Genomic DNA, 17,596 nt, shown 5'->3' on the forward strand with positions numbered 1-17,596 from the left:
TGTGAGGTGCAAATGTATGAATAAAGGTCAGCGCCATATTAAAATTAGAGAAATTATCGCGAATAAAGAAATCGAAACGCAAGATGAACTAGTTGATATTTTACGTAATGAAGGCTTTAATGTAACGCAAGCAACTGTGTCACGTGACATTAAAGAGTTGCACTTAGTGAAAGTGCCATTACATGATGGTCGCTATAAATATAGCTTGCCAGCAGATCAACGATTCAATCCGTTGCAAAAATTAAAACGTAATCTCGTCGATTCGTTTGTAAAGTTAGACACAGCAGGACATATGCTTGTGTTAAAAACATTACCTGGTAACGCGCACGCGCTCGGAGCACTTATTGATCATTTAGAATGGGATGAGATTATCGGAACCATTTGTGGTGACGATACTTGCTTAATCATTTGTCGTACGCCTGAAGATACAGGTTTTGTATCAGATCGTTTCTTAAATATGCTGTAAAGAAAGAATCTTGTTTATTTTTTGCTTTAAGCAAAAAGTAAACAAGATATTTTTTTGTTATGGGAAAAATAGATAAATGTAAAGTGGAATATAGTGTTTGTTAGAATGAAGTTAGGAAATCGATGGATTGACCCGTAAAACAAATGTTTGGTACAATGGAGCGGGCTAGAAGAGTAAATGATACATGTAATAACTACTTGAGCGAAAAGTGCTCAGCGGAAGCCCTTAGTAGAGGATTAGTTTATAACGAGGTGAATGGAGCATTGTTATCGGAATTATCGATTAGAAACTTTGCTATTATTGAGTCATTAAATATTTCTTTTCAAAAAGGTTTAACAGTTTTGAGTGGTGAAACAGGTGCCGGTAAATCAATTATTATTGATGCAATTAGCTTACTTGTTGGTGGCCGTGGTTCAGCAGAGTTTGTTAGGTACGGAACAGAGAAAGCTGAAATCGAAGGTTTATTTTATATAGAGGATGACAAGCATCCATGTATTGCGAAAGCTGAAGAGCTAGATATTGAAATTGAAGATGGAATGATCATTTTAAAACGGGATATTGCTGCGAACGGGAAAAGTGTATGTCGTGTAAATGGTAAGCTTGTTACATTGAGTATATTAAAAGAGATTGGGAAAACACTTGTCGATATTCATGGACAACATGAAACACAAGATTTGATGAATGAGGAACGTCATTTGTTTATGCTCGATCATTTTGATGGGGATCGTATCGTGAACCAATTAGAAATATATCAAGGTGTACACGCTGAGTATGAGCAGTTGAAGAGGCATCTTAAATCTCTAACAGAGAATGAACAACAGATGGCACATCGATTAGATTTAATTCAATTCCAGCATGAAGAAATTCGTAAAGCAGATTTGAAGGTTGATGAAGAACATGAATTGACGGAAGAGAGATTAAAAATCTCCAATTTCGAAAAAATTTATAAAGCGCTTGGTGATGCATACCGTTCATTAAGTGAAGATGGCGGTGGGCTCGATCATGTACGAAATGCAATGGGACAAATGGAAAGTATTACACACCTAGATGAGGCATATCAAGAAAATCATGATTCGATTGCTAATAGTTATTACTTGTTAGAAGAGGTTGCCTATCAGCTTCGGGAAAAGTTAGATATGATGGAATATGATCCGAATCGCTTAGACGAAATTGAAACACGTTTAAATGAAATTCGTATGTTAAAGAGAAAGTATGGAAATACTGTAGAAGAGATTTTGGCGTATGCTGATAAAATAGAACAAGAAATTTTTACAATTGAAAATAAAGATATACATATTGAAACGACGAAAAAGAAATTAAAAGAAGTAGAAAATGTAGTTTTAAAGGAAGCAACGATGTTGAGTGATATGCGTCATCAGCTGGCAGATCACCTTACGAACGCAATCCACCAAGAATTAAAAGAACTCTATATGGAAAAAACGAAATTTGAAGTGAGGATTGCGAAAAGGGAAGGTAGTATTGATGATCCGCTTGTAGATGGGATGCCAGTGAAATGTACGGTGGATGGATATGATCATGTGGAATTTTATATTTCAACAAATCCAGGTGAACCATTAAAACAACTTTCAAAAGTAGCTTCTGGTGGAGAATTATCCCGTATTATTTTAGCTTTGAAAAGTATTTTTTCTAAGCACCAAGGTGTTGCATCTGTCATTTTTGATGAAGTAGATACGGGAGTGAGTGGCCGGGTAGCACAAGCGATCGCGGAAAAAATTTATCGTGTATCTGTAAACTCACAAGTACTTTGTATTACGCACTTACCTCAAGTAGCATCGATGGCGGATTCACATTTATTTATCCGTAAACAAGTTGCAAATGATCGGACGATTACATCAGTTGCTGTATTAAGTACAGAGGATAAGGTAACGGAGATCGCTCGAATGATTTCTGGCGTGGAAATTACCGATTTAACGACGGAACATGCTAAAGAGTTACTTATGCAAGCACATCGTTTTAAACAGACAGCAGAGGCTATCCAATAATGGATAGCCTTTTTGCTCAAATGATGATTTCTTAATTCTTCCGGTTATAAACAGAGCGTTGCAAGGAGAAATTAAAAGATGAAGTCGTTAGGCTGAATGTGGGTAGGAGCGAGGAGAGTGAACAAATTGAAATTAGAGCAATTTCGAAAAATAATAGGTCTTTGTCTCCTTGTTTCATTAGTTTTTATCGGATGTTTTAAACCGCTTCGTACGTTTATTTCATCCCCAAAGCAACTTGTTATTTTTGAGGGACAACAATCAGAAATAACATCATTTCCAGTTTTCCAGGCTTCATCGACAAATCATAGTGTTTTTACAGTGAGTTCAAATAAAGAACAGAAATCCGGACTTGTAGTAAATTCGCATCAAACTGGTGAAGCGGATATGGTTTTTCAACTTGCTGGTTTTCCAGTAAAAAAAGTAAATGTTAAAGTATTGAAAGATTTTAAAGTGATTCCAGGCGGCCAATCAATTGGAGTAAAATTGAATACAAAAGGTGTACTTGTTGTTGGGCATCATTTAATTCAAACAGAGAGAGGTAAAGTATCACCTGGAGAAGTGGCTGGTGTACAAGTTGGGGATATGATTACTGAAATTAATGGAAAAACAATTGAAAAAATGAGTGATGTGGCACCTTTTATCCATGACAGTGGACAAACAGGTGAACCGATTAATCTTGTTTTATTACGAGATGGTAAGTATATTCGTACAAAACTAACACCAGAAAAAGGTAATGGTGAGTCGTCTTACCGAATTGGTTTATATATTCGTGATTCAGCTGCTGGTATTGGAACAATGACGTTTGTTCATCCGGATTCCATGAAATATGGAGCACTTGGGCATGTTATTTCTGATAATGATACGAAAAAACCAATTCAAGTAGAAGACGGACAGATTGTTCGTTCGACAGTTACTTCTATTGAACGCGGTAGTCATGGAAATCCAGGAGAAAAATTAGCAAGGTTTTCACCGGATCGTGAAGTAATTGGTAATATTACAACAAATAGTCCGTTTGGTATTTTTGGTAAATTAAATACAGGCATAAAAAATGGCATAATGGATGAGGCGATGCCGATTGCTTTATCTCATCAAGTGAAAGAAGGACCGGCAAAAATATTAACAGTTATCGATCAAGACAAAGTAGAGGCATTTGATATCGAAATCGTAAGCACGGTACCACAAAAGTTCCCAGCGACAAAAGGAATGGTTGTAAAAGTTACAGATAAACGTTTGTTGGCCAAAACAGGTGGTATTGTTCAAGGGATGAGTGGTAGCCCAATTGTTCAAAATGGAAAAATGATTGGTGCTGTTACACATGTATTTGTGAATGATCCGACTTCGGGGTATGGTGTTCATATTGAATGGATGTTACATGAAGCAGGAATTAATATTTATGAGCAAGAGAAAAAAGCAAGCTGACTAACATCAGCTTGCTTTTTTTTTGAGAAATTCGTTGAAATTTTGTAAAAGCTCCGCAAGAGCTGCTTTTTGTTGTAAAATAAAACAAAAGAGTGAACGTTTCGTTGTAAACCTATGATGGAATGTGTAAAGAAAGAAAATAAATGAACGATAAACATATTTTTTTGTGATTTTATCGGAAATTAAGAAACTTTAAAAGGGAAATTTCACACAATTGTCGAACAATTCATGTAGCCTAGAAGCTTACACATGTCGGGAGAATCGATTCGGTAAGGGAGGAAAAGCTGTGGAGAAAATTAAAGTGTGTCTTGTGGATGATAATAAGGAACTAGTATCAATGTTAGAAAGTTATGTTGCTGCCCAAGATGATATGGAAGTAATTGGGATTGCTTATAATGGTCAAGAGTGTTTAAATTTACTGAAAGAGAAACAACCAGATGTACTCGTTTTGGATATTATTATGCCGCATTTAGATGGTTTAGCGGTATTAGAGAAAATGCGGCATATTGAACGACTAAGGCAGCCGAATGTTATTATGTTAACAGCATTTGGACAAGAGGATGTAACGAAAAAAGCAGTTGATTTAGGTGCTTCTTATTTTATCTTAAAGCCATTTGATATGGAAAATTTAACGAGTCATATTCGTCAAGTAAGCGGTAAAACGAATACTACAATTAAACGTCCACTACCATCTTTCCGATCTGCAACAACAGTAGATGGAAAACCGAAGAATCTAGATGCGAGTATTACCAGCATCATTCATGAAATTGGTGTACCAGCTCATATTAAAGGATACATGTATTTGCGAGAGGCGATCTCTATGGTATATAACGATATCGAGCTTCTTGGCTCTATTACGAAAGTTTTATACCCGGATATTGCAAAAAAATATAATACGACAGCAAGCCGTGTAGAACGCGCAATCCGCCATGCAATTGAAGTGGCGTGGAGCCGTGGGAATATTGATTCAATCTCGTCCTTATTTGGTTATACTGTATCGATGTCAAAAGCAAAACCTACGAATTCAGAATTTATCGCGATGGTAGCAGATAAGTTAAGGCTTGAACATAAGGCTTCGTAAGTGTTGTTGTATCAAGATGTTAAGCGTATTTCATAACAAAATTTAATAGCCAACAAATTACGTATGTAGGCAATAAAGTACATAAGTAATTGGCGGTTAATTTAAAAACCTTTTATTTATTGGATTAGAAGTTTATTCCGATAGATAGGAGGTTTTTATTATGTTACGCTGGAAATAAGAGGTATCTTTTTAGAAAATAGAAAAAGGAGTATAAGGACTGATATGAAATTTGTGGTGATTAATGAAAATACAGAAGAGGGATTTCAAGATTTAACGTTTAATATTACACATTATTGGAGAGAGAAAGGGTATCATGTTGTTAAAGCTTTTGGTCAATTTGAAGGGGAAATTGTTGGATTCATGATTGCTTTTAAAAATAATATGATAAGGGGTATAAGTACTGAAGGGGAAATAAATGATAACGCTTTTCATCAAAACGGTATTGTATTTTATTCTTTGGGGAGTGATTCCGATTATTTAGTAAACGTTATATCACATTTATACTTATCGAAAGATAGTAATTCTAAAATGAATAATGTAGTACCTTTTACGTGTTTTACATTAGCGGGTGATCCATCAAATTTTGAAAATGAAATTCTAAAATTTAAATTGTTTTTTGATGAAGATGAAGAATTAAATCGTTATTGCGAACTATATGTGAATATTGATTTGAGGCGTAAGGTTCTAGAATTGAAGGAAAAGGACGAGGAGTATAGAGAAAATATCGTAATGGCTTTAACATTGCCAATCTAAATGGGTTCACTATCGAGGTTATAAAGTAAGAGGTGTTTTTCTTTCGCATTAAAAAATGTTTGTTAATGATGGGTAACTGTGCACTCACATTATTTTCGTTTAAACTATAAGGTTTTATGTGAAATTGCTCAGTGATAAGATGAATTAAAAAGGGAATAAATTGAGGGTAATAAAAAGCCCTGCAAAACAGGACTATATTATTCTTTATCTTTATTTTGTTTTTCTAATTCAACTAACTTTTGAATTAAAATATGCTGTGGCATATGCATAATTTGTTCAAGTGGAACACCTAGAGCTTTTGATAGGCGAATTGCAGTGTCTGGAGAAATTTGTAATGGTCTCATAGAAGTACCTCCTTTTTCGTATAGTATAGCATAAGATTGGGGGAGAGAGGATGACTCTTGTATTTGCTCACAGAGGTGCAGCTGGGACGTATCCAGAAAATACAATGATTTCGTTTGAAGCTGCGGAATCATTTCGAGCAGATGGTATTGAATTGGATGTACAGTTTACAAAAGACAAAAAAATCGTTGTTATTCATGATGAAACGGTCAATCGTACAACGAACGGTAAGGGTGCTGTTCGAAATTATTTATATGAAGATTTACGGAAGTTAGATGCCAGTTACAAGTTTTCTGAAAAAGTAGGGTTCTGCAAAATTCCTTTACTGGAGGAAGTGCTAGAATGGCTACAATCTAATTCATTGTTGCTTAACATTGAATTAAAAAATAATAAAATTCCATATCATGGTTTAGAAGAAGAGGTTATAACACTTGTAAGAAAATTTGCCTTAGAAGATCGAATCATTTTCTCCTCTTTTAATCATTACAGTATGAAGATGTGTCATATGATGGCCCCGGATATTCAAACGGCTATTTTATATCGAGAAGGTTTACATAGTCCGTGGGCGTATGCGCAAAAAATGGGTGCTACTGCTATTCATCCGAATTATCGTTACCTTCCTGATGCGATTGCTGAATTAACAATGGAATGTGGAGTTGATGTTCGTCCGTATACGATAAATGATGAGACGGTCATGCGTAAATATTTTGATATGAATATATCAGCAATTATTACTGATTATCCAGAAACTGCTAGAGTACTATTGCAAGTGGAAAAATGAGACCCTTAATGAAAGAAGGTCTCATTTTTTATGTTTACTTATCTTCGAAAACGGGCTTGAACTTTATTTCGCTTACGATCGCGGTATAATACGAAGCCGCCAAAGATATAAAAACCGATTGCAAAGCAGAATACACCTATTAAAAATTGCAACCACAATACAGGAATGGGAGATAAAAGGATGCCGAATACAGTATCTCTCATTAGTTTTATCCCTAGCACTGCTAATGAAATGGGAATAAGTGCTAAGAGAAGAGCAAAGTAACGCTGCATAGGTAATGCTCCTTTTCAGATAATTTTGTATATATTAAATGATGTTATATAAAAAGGGGGTTTGTCAAGAGGGGGCTGAACGAGTAAGATAAGGGTGTGCAAAATTTTGCAGAGATACTTCGAGGGGAAGTGTAATGTGTGAAACAAAAAGTGTTAATTATTGGAGCGGGCGAAGGTGGAAGTACGATTCTGAGCTTGCTACAGAGTTCAAATATATTTGAGATTATAGGGATGATTGATATAAACCCAAAGGCGAAAGGATTGCAACTTGCAAAAGAACGACATATTGCAATTGGAACGAATATAGAGCCCTTTTTGGCAACTGATATTGATGTGATGTTTGATATGACAGGGGATTATCAATTACATAAAGTTCTTTTAGAAAGCAAACGAGAAAACACCCTTTTGATACCAGGAGATATTGCGAAGATTGTTACGAGGTTAGCACATGAGAAGGAAGAGCTAATTGAAAAATTAAAAGAACAAACGCAGCAAGGGAATTTAATTTTAAATTCCACTCATGATGGAATGATCGTGATTAATTCAGAAGGGTATGTAAAATTATTTAATAAAAGTGCAGAACGTATAACAGGTTATAAGTCCGGAGAAGCGGTAGGGAAATACATTTTCGAAGTAATCCCGACTAGTAAATTACTTCGCATTATACGAACGAAACAAATAGAAGTGAATCATGAACTGACATTAGGGAATGGAAAGAAGATTATTACAACGCGCATTCCTATTTTGAAAGAAGACGGAGAGGTTCAAGGGGCATTTGCAATTTTTAAAGATATTACAGAAGTTGTAGACTTGGCGGAAGAGGTTACAGATTTAAAAGAAATTCAAACATTATTAGAAGCGATCATTCATTCGTCTGAGGAAGCGATTTCTGTTGTAGATGAGAAGGGGAGAGGTCTTGTAATTAATCCTGCTTATACAAAATTAACCGGTCTAAACGAGGATGACATTATTGGGAAACCGGCGACGACTGATATTGTAGAAGGCGAGAGTATGCATATGAAAGTACTTCGGACGCGTAGAGCTGTTCGGGGGATACATATGAAGATTGGACAGAAAAAACGAGATGTAGTTGTAAATGTGGCACCGGTTATTGTTGATGGTATATTGAAGGGCAGCGTTGGTGTTATTCGTGATGTGTCAGAAATTCAAAAGTTAACGCATGAATTAAATCGGGCAAGACAAATTATTCGAACGCTCGAAGCAAAATATTCTTTTGAGGATATTGTGGGGACGTCTGATGAAACGATGGCCGCAATTGAACAAGCAAAACTTGGAGCGAATACACCGGCAACTGTATTGCTCCGAGGAGAGTCAGGAACTGGAAAAGAGTTATTTGCGCATGCTATTCATAATGGGAGTAATCGGAAGTACAATAAATTTGTGCGTGTGAACTGTGCTGCTATTTCAGAAACGCTATTAGAAAGTGAACTGTTTGGTTATGAAGAAGGAGCATTTTCTGGTGCGAGAAGAGGCGGTAAACGTGGCTTCTTTGAAGAAGCGAACAATGGGAGTATTTTTTTAGATGAGATTGGAGAAGTTTCTGCAAGTACACAAGCGAAATTACTGCGTGTTTTACAGGAGAAAGAGATTGTGAAGGTGGGAGGGACAAAGCCGATTCCTATTAATGTTCGGGTTATTGCAGCCACACATGTAAATTTAGAAAAAGCAATTTTGGAAGGTGAGTTTCGAGAAGACTTATATTATCGCTTAAATAAAATTCCGATCCAAATTCCTTCTCTTCGTCAGCGGAAGGAAGATATTCCTGTTATATCAGAACGATTGATTCAAAAAATTAACCAAGATTATGGCCGTAATGTAGAAGGGTTAACAGAAGCGGCTATTGAATATTTGCAATCGTATGATTGGCCTGGGAATGTGAGAGAGCTAGAAAATATTTTGGGACGGGCCATTATTTTTATGAACTATAATGAAATGTATATTGAGGTGCATCATTTACCTTCTTTGCATAAGGGAGATCAAGTGGAGGTAAAGGGGACTAGTTTGCTACCTAAATTAGAAGAAAGGTCTCTTGAACACCTGGTAACAGAATTTGAAGGGAATATTATACATGAATATTTAGAGGAATTTGAAGGGAATAAAACAAAGACGGCAAAAGCGTTAGGAATTTCAGTTCGAAATTTATATTATAAGTTAGAAAAGTATGACCATGCAAAAAATAGCATGCAATAAATTGCATACCATGCAATTTATTGCATGGTATATAAAAAACGACATTTTAAGACAGAATATTATGTGATTTTTCAAAGTGCTGATTTTACTGCATTTTGTATACGTTTTCATAATTGGTATGACCACTTTAAAAAGTTGGCACGGTATTTGCTTATTAAATAGACGAGGGACGACGGAAAGGGTTGATTACAAAATATGAAGTTGCAAAACCTAATTGATCAAGCAGCCGGAAAGCCAAGAAAAACTGTGGCTGTGGCAGTAGCTGAAGATCATGAAGTAATTGAGGCAGTAGTTAAAGCGATACAATTACAGTTAGCTCAATTTCGTCTATATGGAAATCAAGAAATAATTATGGGTATGTTACAAGAGCATGGATTACAAGCTTCAGACCATGTTCAAGTGATTGCAGCATCATCAAATATCGAGGCTGCGGAACTTTCTGTTAAGGCAGTAAGAAATGGTGAAGCCGATGTGCTTATGAAGGGGAACATCCCAACAGCAAGTATTTTAAAAGCAGTATTAAATAAAGAGTGGGGACTTCGCAAAGGTAGCGTATTATCGCATGTAGCGGCATTTGAAGTTCCAAATTATGATCGCTTTATTTTCGTCACAGATGCAGCGATGAATATTGCACCTGATGTACAGCAAAAAGCTGCTATTATACAAAATACTGTTGAAGTTGCCCGGGCAATAGGAATTGAATTACCGAAAGTGGCTCCAGTTGCAGCGGTGGAAGTTATTAATCCAGCAATGCAGGCAACAATTGATGCAGCAATGTTGACACAAATGAATCGTCGTGGACAAATTAAAAATTGTGTCGTTGATGGACCACTTGCTTTAGATAATGCTGTATCACAAATTGCAGCAGAACACAAAGGCATTGTAAGTGATGTAGCAGGTAAGGCAGACATTTTACTCGTCCCAACGATTGAAGCCGGAAACGTGCTATATAAATCGCTTGTTTATTTTGCAAATGCAAATGTAGGAGCGATGATTGCTGGCGCGAAAGCACCAATTGTTTTAACATCTCGTGCCGATTCGGCAGAAACAAAAGTATATTCATTAGCTTTAGCAGTTGCGACTGCTTCTAAATAAACCAAAAGGGTAAAAACAATTAGGGGGAAATGACAATGACATTAGAAATCTTCGAATACTTAGAAAAATATGATTATGAGCAAGTAGTATTTTGTCAAGATAAAGAATCTGGATTAAAAGCAATCATTGCAATTCATGATACAACACTTGGACCGGCACTTGGTGGAACAAGAATGTGGACATATGATTCTGAAGAAGCGGCGATTGAAGATGCATTGCGTCTTGCAAAAGGGATGACATATAAAAACGCAGCAGCTGGTTTAAACTTAGGTGGTGCAAAAACAGTTATCATCGGTGACCCACGTAAAGATAAAAGTGAAGCAATGTTCCGTGCGCTAGGACGTTATATCCAAGGCTTAAACGGTCGTTATATTACTGCAGAAGATGTTGGTACAACGGTTGATGATATGGATATTATTCATGAAGAGACTGACTTTGTAACAGGTATTTCACCTTCATTCGGTTCTTCTGGTAATCCATCTCCAGTAACTGCTTATGGTGTTTACCGTGGTATGAAAGCAGCAGCAAAAGAAGCATTTGGTACAGATAGCTTAGAAGGAAAAGTAATTGCTGTTCAAGGTGTTGGAAACGTAGCATATCACTTATGCAAACATTTACATGCTGAGGGAGCACAATTAATCGTTACAGACATTAATAAAGAAGCAGTACAACGTGCAGTAGAAGAATTTGGTGCAACAGCAGTTGAGCCAAACGAAATTTACGGTGTAAAATGTGATATTTACGCACCATGTGCACTAGGGGCAACAGTGAATGATGAAACAATTCCACAACTGAAAGCAAAAGTAATTGCGGGTTCTGCAAATAACCAATTAAAAGAAGATCGTCATGGCGATACGATTCATGAAATGGGAATTGTATATGCACCGGATTATGTAATTAATGCGGGCGGCGTAATTAACGTAGCGGATGAATTATATGGATACAATAGAGAACGTGCATTAAAACGCGTAGAATCTATTTATGACACAATTGCAAAAGTAATTGAAATTTCAAAACGTGATGGTGTACCAACTTATCTTGCAGCAGATCGTCTAGCTGAAGAGCGTATTGCAAGTTTAAAAAATACACGTAGTACATTCTTACGCAACGGCCATGACATTATTAGCCGTCGCTAATCTATCATATATAAATTTTACAAAAGCTGTGGTTACCTCTTATGAGGTTTCCACTGCCTTTTGAATTTAAAGGTGGAGGTAGCAACATTGTCTTTAAATCGAATCCTTGTTATTAATCCGGGTAGTACATCAACAAAAATAGGTGTTTTTGATAATGAAAGACCTGTTCTAGAAGAAACAATTCGTCATGATGTAGATAAAATTGGGAAATATAAACGAATTATTGATCAATATGAATTCCGAAAAGAAACCATTTTAGAAGTTCTTCATTCTCATGGTATTAATATTTCGAAATTAAACGCTGTTTGTGGCCGCGGGGGATTACTTCGTCCGATTGAAGGTGGTACGTATACAGTAAATGAATCGATGTTAGAAGATTTAAAAAGTGGATATAGCGGTCACCATGCATCAAATCTTGGAGGGATTTTAGCATATGAAATCGCTTCTGGATTAAATATTCCGGCATTCATCGTTGATCCAGTTGTTGTTGATGAAATGGCACCGATTGCACGCATTAGTGGAATAGCTGGTATGGAGCGGAAAAGTATTTTTCATGCGTTAAATCAAAAAGCGGTAGCTCGTAAGGTTGCAGCAGAGCTTGATCGTAAATATGAAGACTTAAACCTATTAATTGCTCATATGGGCGGTGGGATTACAGTTGGTGCTCATAAAAATGGAAAAGTTATCGATGTAAATAATGGCTTAAACGGAGAAGGGCCATTTAGTCCAGAACGTGCTGGAACAGTACCAGTTGGACAGTTAGTTGAAATGTGTTTCTCTGGTGAGTATTACCGCGATGAAATGATGAAAAAGATTGTTGGACAAGGCGGGTTAGTGAGTCTCATTGGCACAAATGATGCAATTAAGGTTGAAAACATGGTTGAGAAAGGTGATCCTGAGGCAACACTTATTTATAAAGCAATGGCGTACCAAGTTGCAAAAGAAATTGGTGGGGCAAGTGCCGTTCTTCATGGGAAAGTCGATGCAATTGTTTTAACAGGTGGACTTGCATATAGTAAAATCCTTGTTGATGAAATTAAAGAGCGTGTTCATTGGATTGCAGATGTCATTGTACATCCTGGAGAAGATGAATTACAAGCATTAGCAGAAGGAGCGCTTCGTGTGTTACGTGAGGAAGAAGCTCCAAAAGAGTATGTTGTACGAGAAAAAGAAACGGTAGCTAGGGGTTGAGATAATGGCAAAAGAATATGATTTAGTCATCGTTGGCGGCGGTACTGGTGGATATGTTGCTGCCATTCGTGCATCACAATTAGGGCTAAAAACAGCGCTTGTTGAAAAAGATAATCTTGGCGGAACTTGCTTACACAAAGGGTGTATCCCTAGTAAAGCATTGCTACGCAGTGCTGAAGTATATGCAACTACGAAAAAGAGTGAAGAGTTTGGCGTTGTAACGAGCAATGTAGAATTAAACTTTGCAAAAGTGCAAGAGCGTAAAGAAAAAATTGTAACGCAGCTTCATAAAGGCGTTCAACATTTAATGAAGCAAGGTAAAATTGATGTGTTTGAAGGTATCGGCCGAATCCTTGGACCTTCTATCTTCTCTCCAATGCCAGGAACCATTTCGGTTGAACTTGCAAGTGGTGAAGAGAATGAAATGCTTATTCCAAAAAATGTTCTGATTGCAACAGGATCTCGTCCAAATTCATTACCAGGTTTAGAATTAGATGGAGAATATGTAATGTCATCAGATCATGCTTTAAAAATGGAAACACTTCCGAAGTCCATTATTATTGTGGGCGGCGGTGTAATCGGGATTGAATGGGCATCTATGCTTGCTGACTTCGGTGTAGAAGTTACTGTTTTAGAATATGCAAAACATGTCCTGCCGCTTGAGGATCAAGATGTTTCTAAAGAAATGCAACGTCTATTCAAGAAAAAAGGTATTAAAGTAGTGACGGGTGCAAAAGTATTACCAGAAACATTGGTGAAAGATAATGGAGTAGCAATTCAAGCAGAACACAATGGTGAAAATAAAGAATTCAAGGCAGAAAAAATGCTTGTATCTGTAGGAAGACAAGCGAATACACAAAATATCGGTTTAGAGAATACAGAAATTGTCGTAGAAAAAGGATACATTCAAACAAATGAATTTTATCAAACGAAAGAATCACATATTTATGCAATTGGTGATGTAATCGGCGGCTTACAGCTTGCACACGTTGCTTCTCATGAAGGTATTGTTGCTGTAGAACATATAGCTGGTAAAGAAATTATGCCAATCGATTACTCTATGGTATCGAAATGTGTATACAGTAGTCCAGAAGTAGCTTCTGTTGGTTTAACGGAACAAGAAGCAAAAGAAAAAGGTTATAAATTAAAAGTAGGTAAATTCTCATTCCGTGCAATAGGAAAAGCGCTTGTATACGGCGAATCAGATGGCTTTGTCAAACTTGTAGTTGATGAAGAAACAAATGATATTCTTGGTGTTCATATGATTGGTCCACATGTAACGGATATGATTTCTGAAGCAGGTCTTGCAAGAGTGCTTGATGCAACACCTTGGGAAGTGGCACATACAATTCATCCGCATCCATCATTATCAGAAGCGATTGGTGAAGCTGCGTTAGCAGTAGATGGAAAAGCGTTACACGCATAAAAATGTGGATTTAGGAGGTTATAAAAATGGCAGAAGTAAAAGAAAAGCGCCATGAAGAACTTGGCTTAAGTGATGAGCAAGTATTAGAAATGTATCGTACGATGTTACTTGCACGTAAAATTGACGAACGTATGTGGTTATTAAACCGTGCAGGGAAAATTCCATTCGTAATTTCTTGTCAAGGACAGGAAGCTGCGCAAGTAGGTGCAGCATTTGCACTTGATCGCGAAAAAGATTATGCATTGCCATATTATCGTGATATGGGTGTAGTACTAGCATTTGGTATGACAGCAAAAGAGCTTATGTTATCTGGCTTTGCAAAAGCAGGAGACCCAAACTCTGGTGGCCGTCAAATGCCTGGTCACTTCGGTCAAAAGAAAAACCGTATTGTGACAGGATCGTCTCCAGTTACAACGCAAGTACCGCATGCAGTTGGTATTGCTTTAGCTGGAAAGATGGAGAAGAAAGATTTAGTAACGTTTGTAACATTTGGTGAAGGTTCTTCTAACCAGGGTGACTTCCACGAAGGTGCAAACTTTGCTGGTGTACACAAATTGCCTGTTATTTTCATGTGTGAGAATAACAAATATGCAATTTCTATTCCTGTTGAAAAGCAATTAGCATGTAAGAATGTATCAGATCGTGCGATTGGTTATGGTATGCCAGGATATACAGTAGACGGAAATGATCCACTTGCAGTATATAAAGCTGTAAAAGAAGCAGCTGATCGTGGCCGCAGAGGTGAAGGTCCAACTTTAATTGAAACGGTATCATATCGTTTGACAGCACACTCTAGTGATGACGATGATCGTGTATATCGTGATAAAGAAGAAGTAGAAGAGGCAAAGAAAAAAGATTCAATCTTTACATTTGCTGCTTATTTAAAGGAAGTTGGCGTGTTAACAGAGGAATCTGAAAAACAACTGTTAGATGAAATTATGCATATCGTAAACGAAGCTACAGAATATGCAGAAAATGCTCCGTATGCAGCACCTGAAGACGCATTGAAGCACGTATACGCAGAATAGGGGGGAACGTTTCATGGCTGTAATGTCTTATATTGACGCGATTACATTAGCGATGCGCGAGGAAATGGAACGCGATGAGAAAGTATTTGTATTAGGAGAAGACGTTGGTAAAAAAGGTGGCGTATTTAAAGCGACAACTGGATTGTATGATCAATTTGGTGAAGATCGTGCCCTGGATACACCGCTTGCAGAATCTGCAATTGCTGGGGTAGCAATTGGTGCGGCAATGTACGGAATGCGTCCAATTGCTGAAATGCAATTTGCTGATTTCATTATGCCGGCAGTAAACCAAATTGTTTCTGAGGCAGCGAAAATTCGTTACCGTTCTAATAACGACTGGACTTGTCCAGTTACTATACGTGCACCATTTGGTGGCGGTGTTCATGGTGCGTTATATCATTCACAGTCTGTAGAAGCAATGTTCGCAAATCAACCAGGTTTAAAAATTGTCATTCCTTCTACACCATATGATGCAAAAGGATTATTAAAAGCAGCAATTCGTGATGAAGATCCAGTACTATTCTTTGAACATAAACGTGCATATCGTTTAATTAAAGGCGAAGTACCAGAGGACGATTATGTATTACCAATCGGAAAGGCAGATGTAAAACGTGAAGGTGATGATATTACGGTCATCACATATGGATTATGTGTTCACTTTGCTCTTCAAGCTGCTGAAAAATTAGCGAAAGATGGCATTTCTGCTCACATTCTTGATTTACGTACTGTGTATCCATTAGATAAAGAAGCGATTATTGAAGCAGCTTCAAAAACTGGTAAAGTTCTTCTTGTAACGGAAGATAATAAAGAAGGAAGCATCATAAGTGAAGTAGCAGCAATTATTGCAGAAAATTGCTTATTCGATTTAGATGCACCAATTGCACGTCTTGCAGGTCCAGACGTTCCAGCAATGCCATATGCACCAACAATGGAAAAATTCTTTATGGTAAATCCAGATAAAGTTGAAAAAGCAATGCGTGAACTTGCGGAATTTTAATCGGGGGGACTATACATGGCTGTAGAAAATATTACAATGCCTCAGCTTGGGGAAAGTGTAACAGAAGGTACAATTAGTAAATGGCTCGTAAATGTTGGCGATCATGTAAATAAATATGATCCGCTTGCAGAAGTAATGACAGATAAAGTAAATGCAGAAGTGCCATCTTCTTTCACTGGAATTGTGAAAGAGTTAATCGCTGGTGAAGGTGATACACTGGCTGTAGGTGAAGTTGTTTGTGTAATTCAAGTAGAAGGAGCAGATGAAGTAGCTGCCACGACTGTAGAAGAGAAAACAAAAGAGGAACCAAAAGTAGAAGTAGCTTCATCTGAAAAAGCACCAAAAATGAAGCAACCAACTGATGGCAAACCACGTTTCTCACCAGCTGTATTAAAACTTGCAGGTGAACATAATATTGATTTAGATGCAGTGGAAGGTACGGGGGCAAATGGCCGTATCACACGTAAAGATATTTTAAAGCTAGTTGAATCTGGTAACATCCCGGTAGTTGGGGCAAAGAAAGAAGAGGCACCTGTCTCTGTACCAAAACTACAGGAGGCACCAAAATCAGCTACGCCAGCACCAAAAGCAGAAGCGGCAAAACAAGTATCTGTACCGACAGTACCTGGAGATATCGAAATTCCGGTAACAGGTGTGCGTAAAGCAATTGCTGCGAATATGCTGCGTAGCAAACATGAAGCACCGCACGCATGGATGATGATTGAAGTAGATGTAACAAATCTTGTATCATACCGTAATTCAATCAAAGGCGAATTCAAAAAGCGCGAAGGTTTCAATTTAACATTCTTTGCATTCTTTGTAAAAGCAGTTGCACAAGCATTGAAAGAGTACCCGCAAATTAATTCAATGTGGGCTGGCGATAAAATCGTTCAGAAGAAGGATATTAACCTTTCTATCGCAGTTGCAACAGAAGATGAGTTATTTGTACCTGTTATTAAACAAGCAGATGAGAAAACAATTAAAGGCATTGCTCGTGAAATTACAGAACTTGCAGGAAAAGTCCGTACAAAATCATTGAAAGCAGACGAAATGCAAGGCGGTACATTTACAATTAATAACACAGGATCATTTGGATCTGTTCAGTCCATGGGAATTATTAATTATCCACAAGCTGCGATTTTACAAGTAGAATCTATTGTAAAACGTCCAGTAATTATGGATAATGGCATGTTTGGTGCACGTGACATGGTTAACTTATGTCTATCACTTGATCACCGCGTACTTGATGGTTTGATTTGTGGTAAATTCTTAGGACGTGTAAAAGAAATTCTTGAAAATGTATCAGCGGATAATACATCTGTATATTAATAAAAAGCTCGCGTCTGCGAGCTTTTTGCTTTAGAAAAGATATACTTCTTCACTTTGTATTCCACA

At 37.2% G+C, this 17,596-nt stretch carries 16 protein-coding genes; 14 read left to right on the forward strand and 2 right to left on the reverse strand.

The features are described 5' to 3' along the window. The first annotated feature begins 16 nt into the window (after positions 1-16). The 5 genes from argR to M014_RS27530 all read left to right on the forward strand — a co-directional run bounded on the left by argR (position 17) and on the right by M014_RS27530 (position 5,722). Positions 17-466 (forward strand): arginine repressor ArgR, encoded by a 450-nt coding sequence (gene argR / locus M014_RS0100820; protein ID WP_017150893.1) that lies wholly within the window; start codon positions 17-19, stop codon positions 464-466. A gap of 263 nt (positions 467-729) precedes the next feature. Beyond that, positions 730-2,469 carry a DNA repair protein RecN gene (gene recN / locus M014_RS0100825; protein WP_026589995.1) on the forward strand — a complete coding sequence of 580 codons (1,740 nt, stop codon included), beginning with the start codon at positions 730-732 and terminating at the stop codon, positions 2,467-2,469. Between the two features lie 117 nt (positions 2,470-2,586). Continuing rightward, the gene (spoIVB, locus tag M014_RS0100830) at positions 2,587-3,888 is read left to right on the forward strand and encodes a SpoIVB peptidase (RefSeq protein ID WP_026589996.1); all 1,302 of its coding nucleotides are present in this window, start codon (positions 2,587-2,589) and stop codon (positions 3,886-3,888) included. Positions 3,889-4,174: 286 nt separating this feature from the next. Next, on the forward strand, positions 4,175-4,969 hold the full coding sequence (spo0A, locus tag M014_RS0100835; RefSeq protein WP_026589997.1) for a sporulation transcription factor Spo0A: 795 nt from the start codon (positions 4,175-4,177) through the stop codon (positions 4,967-4,969). A 222-nt stretch (positions 4,970-5,191) separates the two neighbouring features. Further along, a complete protein-coding gene (locus M014_RS27530; protein WP_051588523.1) occupies positions 5,192-5,722 on the forward strand; it encodes a hypothetical protein in 531 nt (176 codons plus the stop codon). Between the two features lie 197 nt (positions 5,723-5,919). On the opposite strand, the gene M014_RS27690 is transcribed toward M014_RS27530, so the two are convergent. Next, complete coding sequence (locus M014_RS27690; protein ID WP_081810939.1) at positions 5,920-6,066, reverse strand: YycC family protein; 147 nt, start codon at positions 6,064-6,066, stop codon at positions 5,920-5,922. 50 nt (positions 6,067-6,116) lie between these two features. Between M014_RS27690 and M014_RS0100850 the strand changes: the two genes are divergently transcribed. Next, entirely contained in the window at positions 6,117-6,845 is a 729-nt protein-coding gene (locus M014_RS0100850; RefSeq protein WP_026589998.1) for a glycerophosphodiester phosphodiesterase, read from the forward strand. Positions 6,846-6,883: 38 nt separating this feature from the next. Here M014_RS0100850 and M014_RS0100855 read toward each other — a convergent pair whose 3' ends face one another. After that, positions 6,884-7,117, reverse strand: a complete 234-nt coding sequence (locus M014_RS0100855; protein ID WP_026589999.1) for a DUF2627 domain-containing protein — start codon at positions 7,115-7,117, stop codon at positions 6,884-6,886. A 138-nt stretch (positions 7,118-7,255) separates the two neighbouring features. On the opposite strand from M014_RS0100855, the gene M014_RS0100860 reads away from it, so the two are divergent. From M014_RS0100860 to M014_RS0100895, 8 genes are all read left to right on the forward strand, one after another. Then, positions 7,256-9,328 carry a sigma-54 interaction domain-containing protein gene (locus tag M014_RS0100860; protein ID WP_026590000.1) on the forward strand — a complete coding sequence of 691 codons (2,073 nt, stop codon included), beginning with the start codon at positions 7,256-7,258 and terminating at the stop codon, positions 9,326-9,328. A 195-nt stretch (positions 9,329-9,523) separates the two neighbouring features. Further along, on the forward strand, positions 9,524-10,423 hold the full coding sequence (gene yqiS / locus M014_RS0100865; protein WP_026590001.1) for a phosphate butyryltransferase: 900 nt from the start codon (positions 9,524-9,526) through the stop codon (positions 10,421-10,423). Positions 10,424-10,458: 35 nt separating this feature from the next. Further along, positions 10,459-11,559 carry a leucine dehydrogenase gene (locus M014_RS0100870; RefSeq protein ID WP_026590002.1) on the forward strand — a complete coding sequence of 367 codons (1,101 nt, stop codon included), beginning with the start codon at positions 10,459-10,461 and terminating at the stop codon, positions 11,557-11,559. A gap of 87 nt (positions 11,560-11,646) precedes the next feature. Further along, complete coding sequence (buk, locus tag M014_RS0100875) at positions 11,647-12,750, forward strand: butyrate kinase (RefSeq protein ID WP_026590003.1); 1,104 nt, start codon at positions 11,647-11,649, stop codon at positions 12,748-12,750. Positions 12,751-12,754: 4 nt separating this feature from the next. Further along, positions 12,755-14,176: a dihydrolipoyl dehydrogenase gene (gene lpdA / locus M014_RS0100880; RefSeq protein WP_026590004.1), complete on the forward strand. Its 1,422-nt coding sequence runs from the start codon at positions 12,755-12,757 to the stop codon at positions 14,174-14,176. Positions 14,177-14,202: 26 nt separating this feature from the next. Next, positions 14,203-15,204 (forward strand): 3-methyl-2-oxobutanoate dehydrogenase subunit alpha, encoded by a 1,002-nt coding sequence (gene bfmBAA, locus M014_RS0100885; protein WP_026590005.1) that lies wholly within the window; start codon positions 14,203-14,205, stop codon positions 15,202-15,204. A gap of 13 nt (positions 15,205-15,217) precedes the next feature. After that, positions 15,218-16,201 (forward strand): 3-methyl-2-oxobutanoate dehydrogenase subunit beta, encoded by a 984-nt coding sequence (gene bfmBAB / locus M014_RS0100890; protein ID WP_026590006.1) that lies wholly within the window; start codon positions 15,218-15,220, stop codon positions 16,199-16,201. A 15-nt stretch (positions 16,202-16,216) separates the two neighbouring features. Further along, positions 16,217-17,530 carry a dihydrolipoamide acetyltransferase family protein gene (locus M014_RS0100895; RefSeq protein ID WP_026590007.1) on the forward strand — a complete coding sequence of 438 codons (1,314 nt, stop codon included), beginning with the start codon at positions 16,217-16,219 and terminating at the stop codon, positions 17,528-17,530. Positions 17,531-17,596 lie beyond the last annotated feature (66 nt).

The sequence above is a fragment of the Bacillus sp. UNC437CL72CviS29 genome (assembly GCF_000482345.1).
In the GTDB taxonomy this organism is placed as follows: domain Bacteria; phylum Bacillota; class Bacilli; order Bacillales; family Bacillaceae_G; genus Bacillus_A; species Bacillus_A arachidis.

What these genes read in the sequence shown, in the direction of transcription:
- argR (WP_017150893.1), top strand. Translation starts at nt 17, where the DNA reads ATGAATAAAGGTCAGCGCCATATTAAAATTAGAGAAATTATCGCGAAT.
- M014_RS27530 (WP_051588523.1), top strand. Translation starts at nt 5,192, where the DNA reads ATGAAATTTGTGGTGATTAATGAAAATACAGAAGAGGGATTTCAAGAT.
- M014_RS27690 (WP_081810939.1), bottom strand. Translation starts at nt 6,066, where the DNA reads ATGAGACCATTACAAATTTCTCCAGACACTGCAATTCGCCTATCAAAA.
- M014_RS0100850 (WP_026589998.1), top strand. Translation starts at nt 6,117, where the DNA reads ATGACTCTTGTATTTGCTCACAGAGGTGCAGCTGGGACGTATCCAGAA.
- M014_RS0100855 (WP_026589999.1), bottom strand. Translation starts at nt 7,117, where the DNA reads ATGCAGCGTTACTTTGCTCTTCTCTTAGCACTTATTCCCATTTCATTA.
- yqiS (WP_026590001.1), top strand. Translation starts at nt 9,524, where the DNA reads ATGAAGTTGCAAAACCTAATTGATCAAGCAGCCGGAAAGCCAAGAAAA.
- M014_RS0100870 (WP_026590002.1), top strand. Translation starts at nt 10,459, where the DNA reads ATGACATTAGAAATCTTCGAATACTTAGAAAAATATGATTATGAGCAA.
- lpdA (WP_026590004.1), top strand. Translation starts at nt 12,755, where the DNA reads ATGGCAAAAGAATATGATTTAGTCATCGTTGGCGGCGGTACTGGTGGA.
- bfmBAA (WP_026590005.1), top strand. Translation starts at nt 14,203, where the DNA reads ATGGCAGAAGTAAAAGAAAAGCGCCATGAAGAACTTGGCTTAAGTGAT.
- bfmBAB (WP_026590006.1), top strand. Translation starts at nt 15,218, where the DNA reads ATGGCTGTAATGTCTTATATTGACGCGATTACATTAGCGATGCGCGAG.
- M014_RS0100895 (WP_026590007.1), top strand. Translation starts at nt 16,217, where the DNA reads ATGGCTGTAGAAAATATTACAATGCCTCAGCTTGGGGAAAGTGTAACA.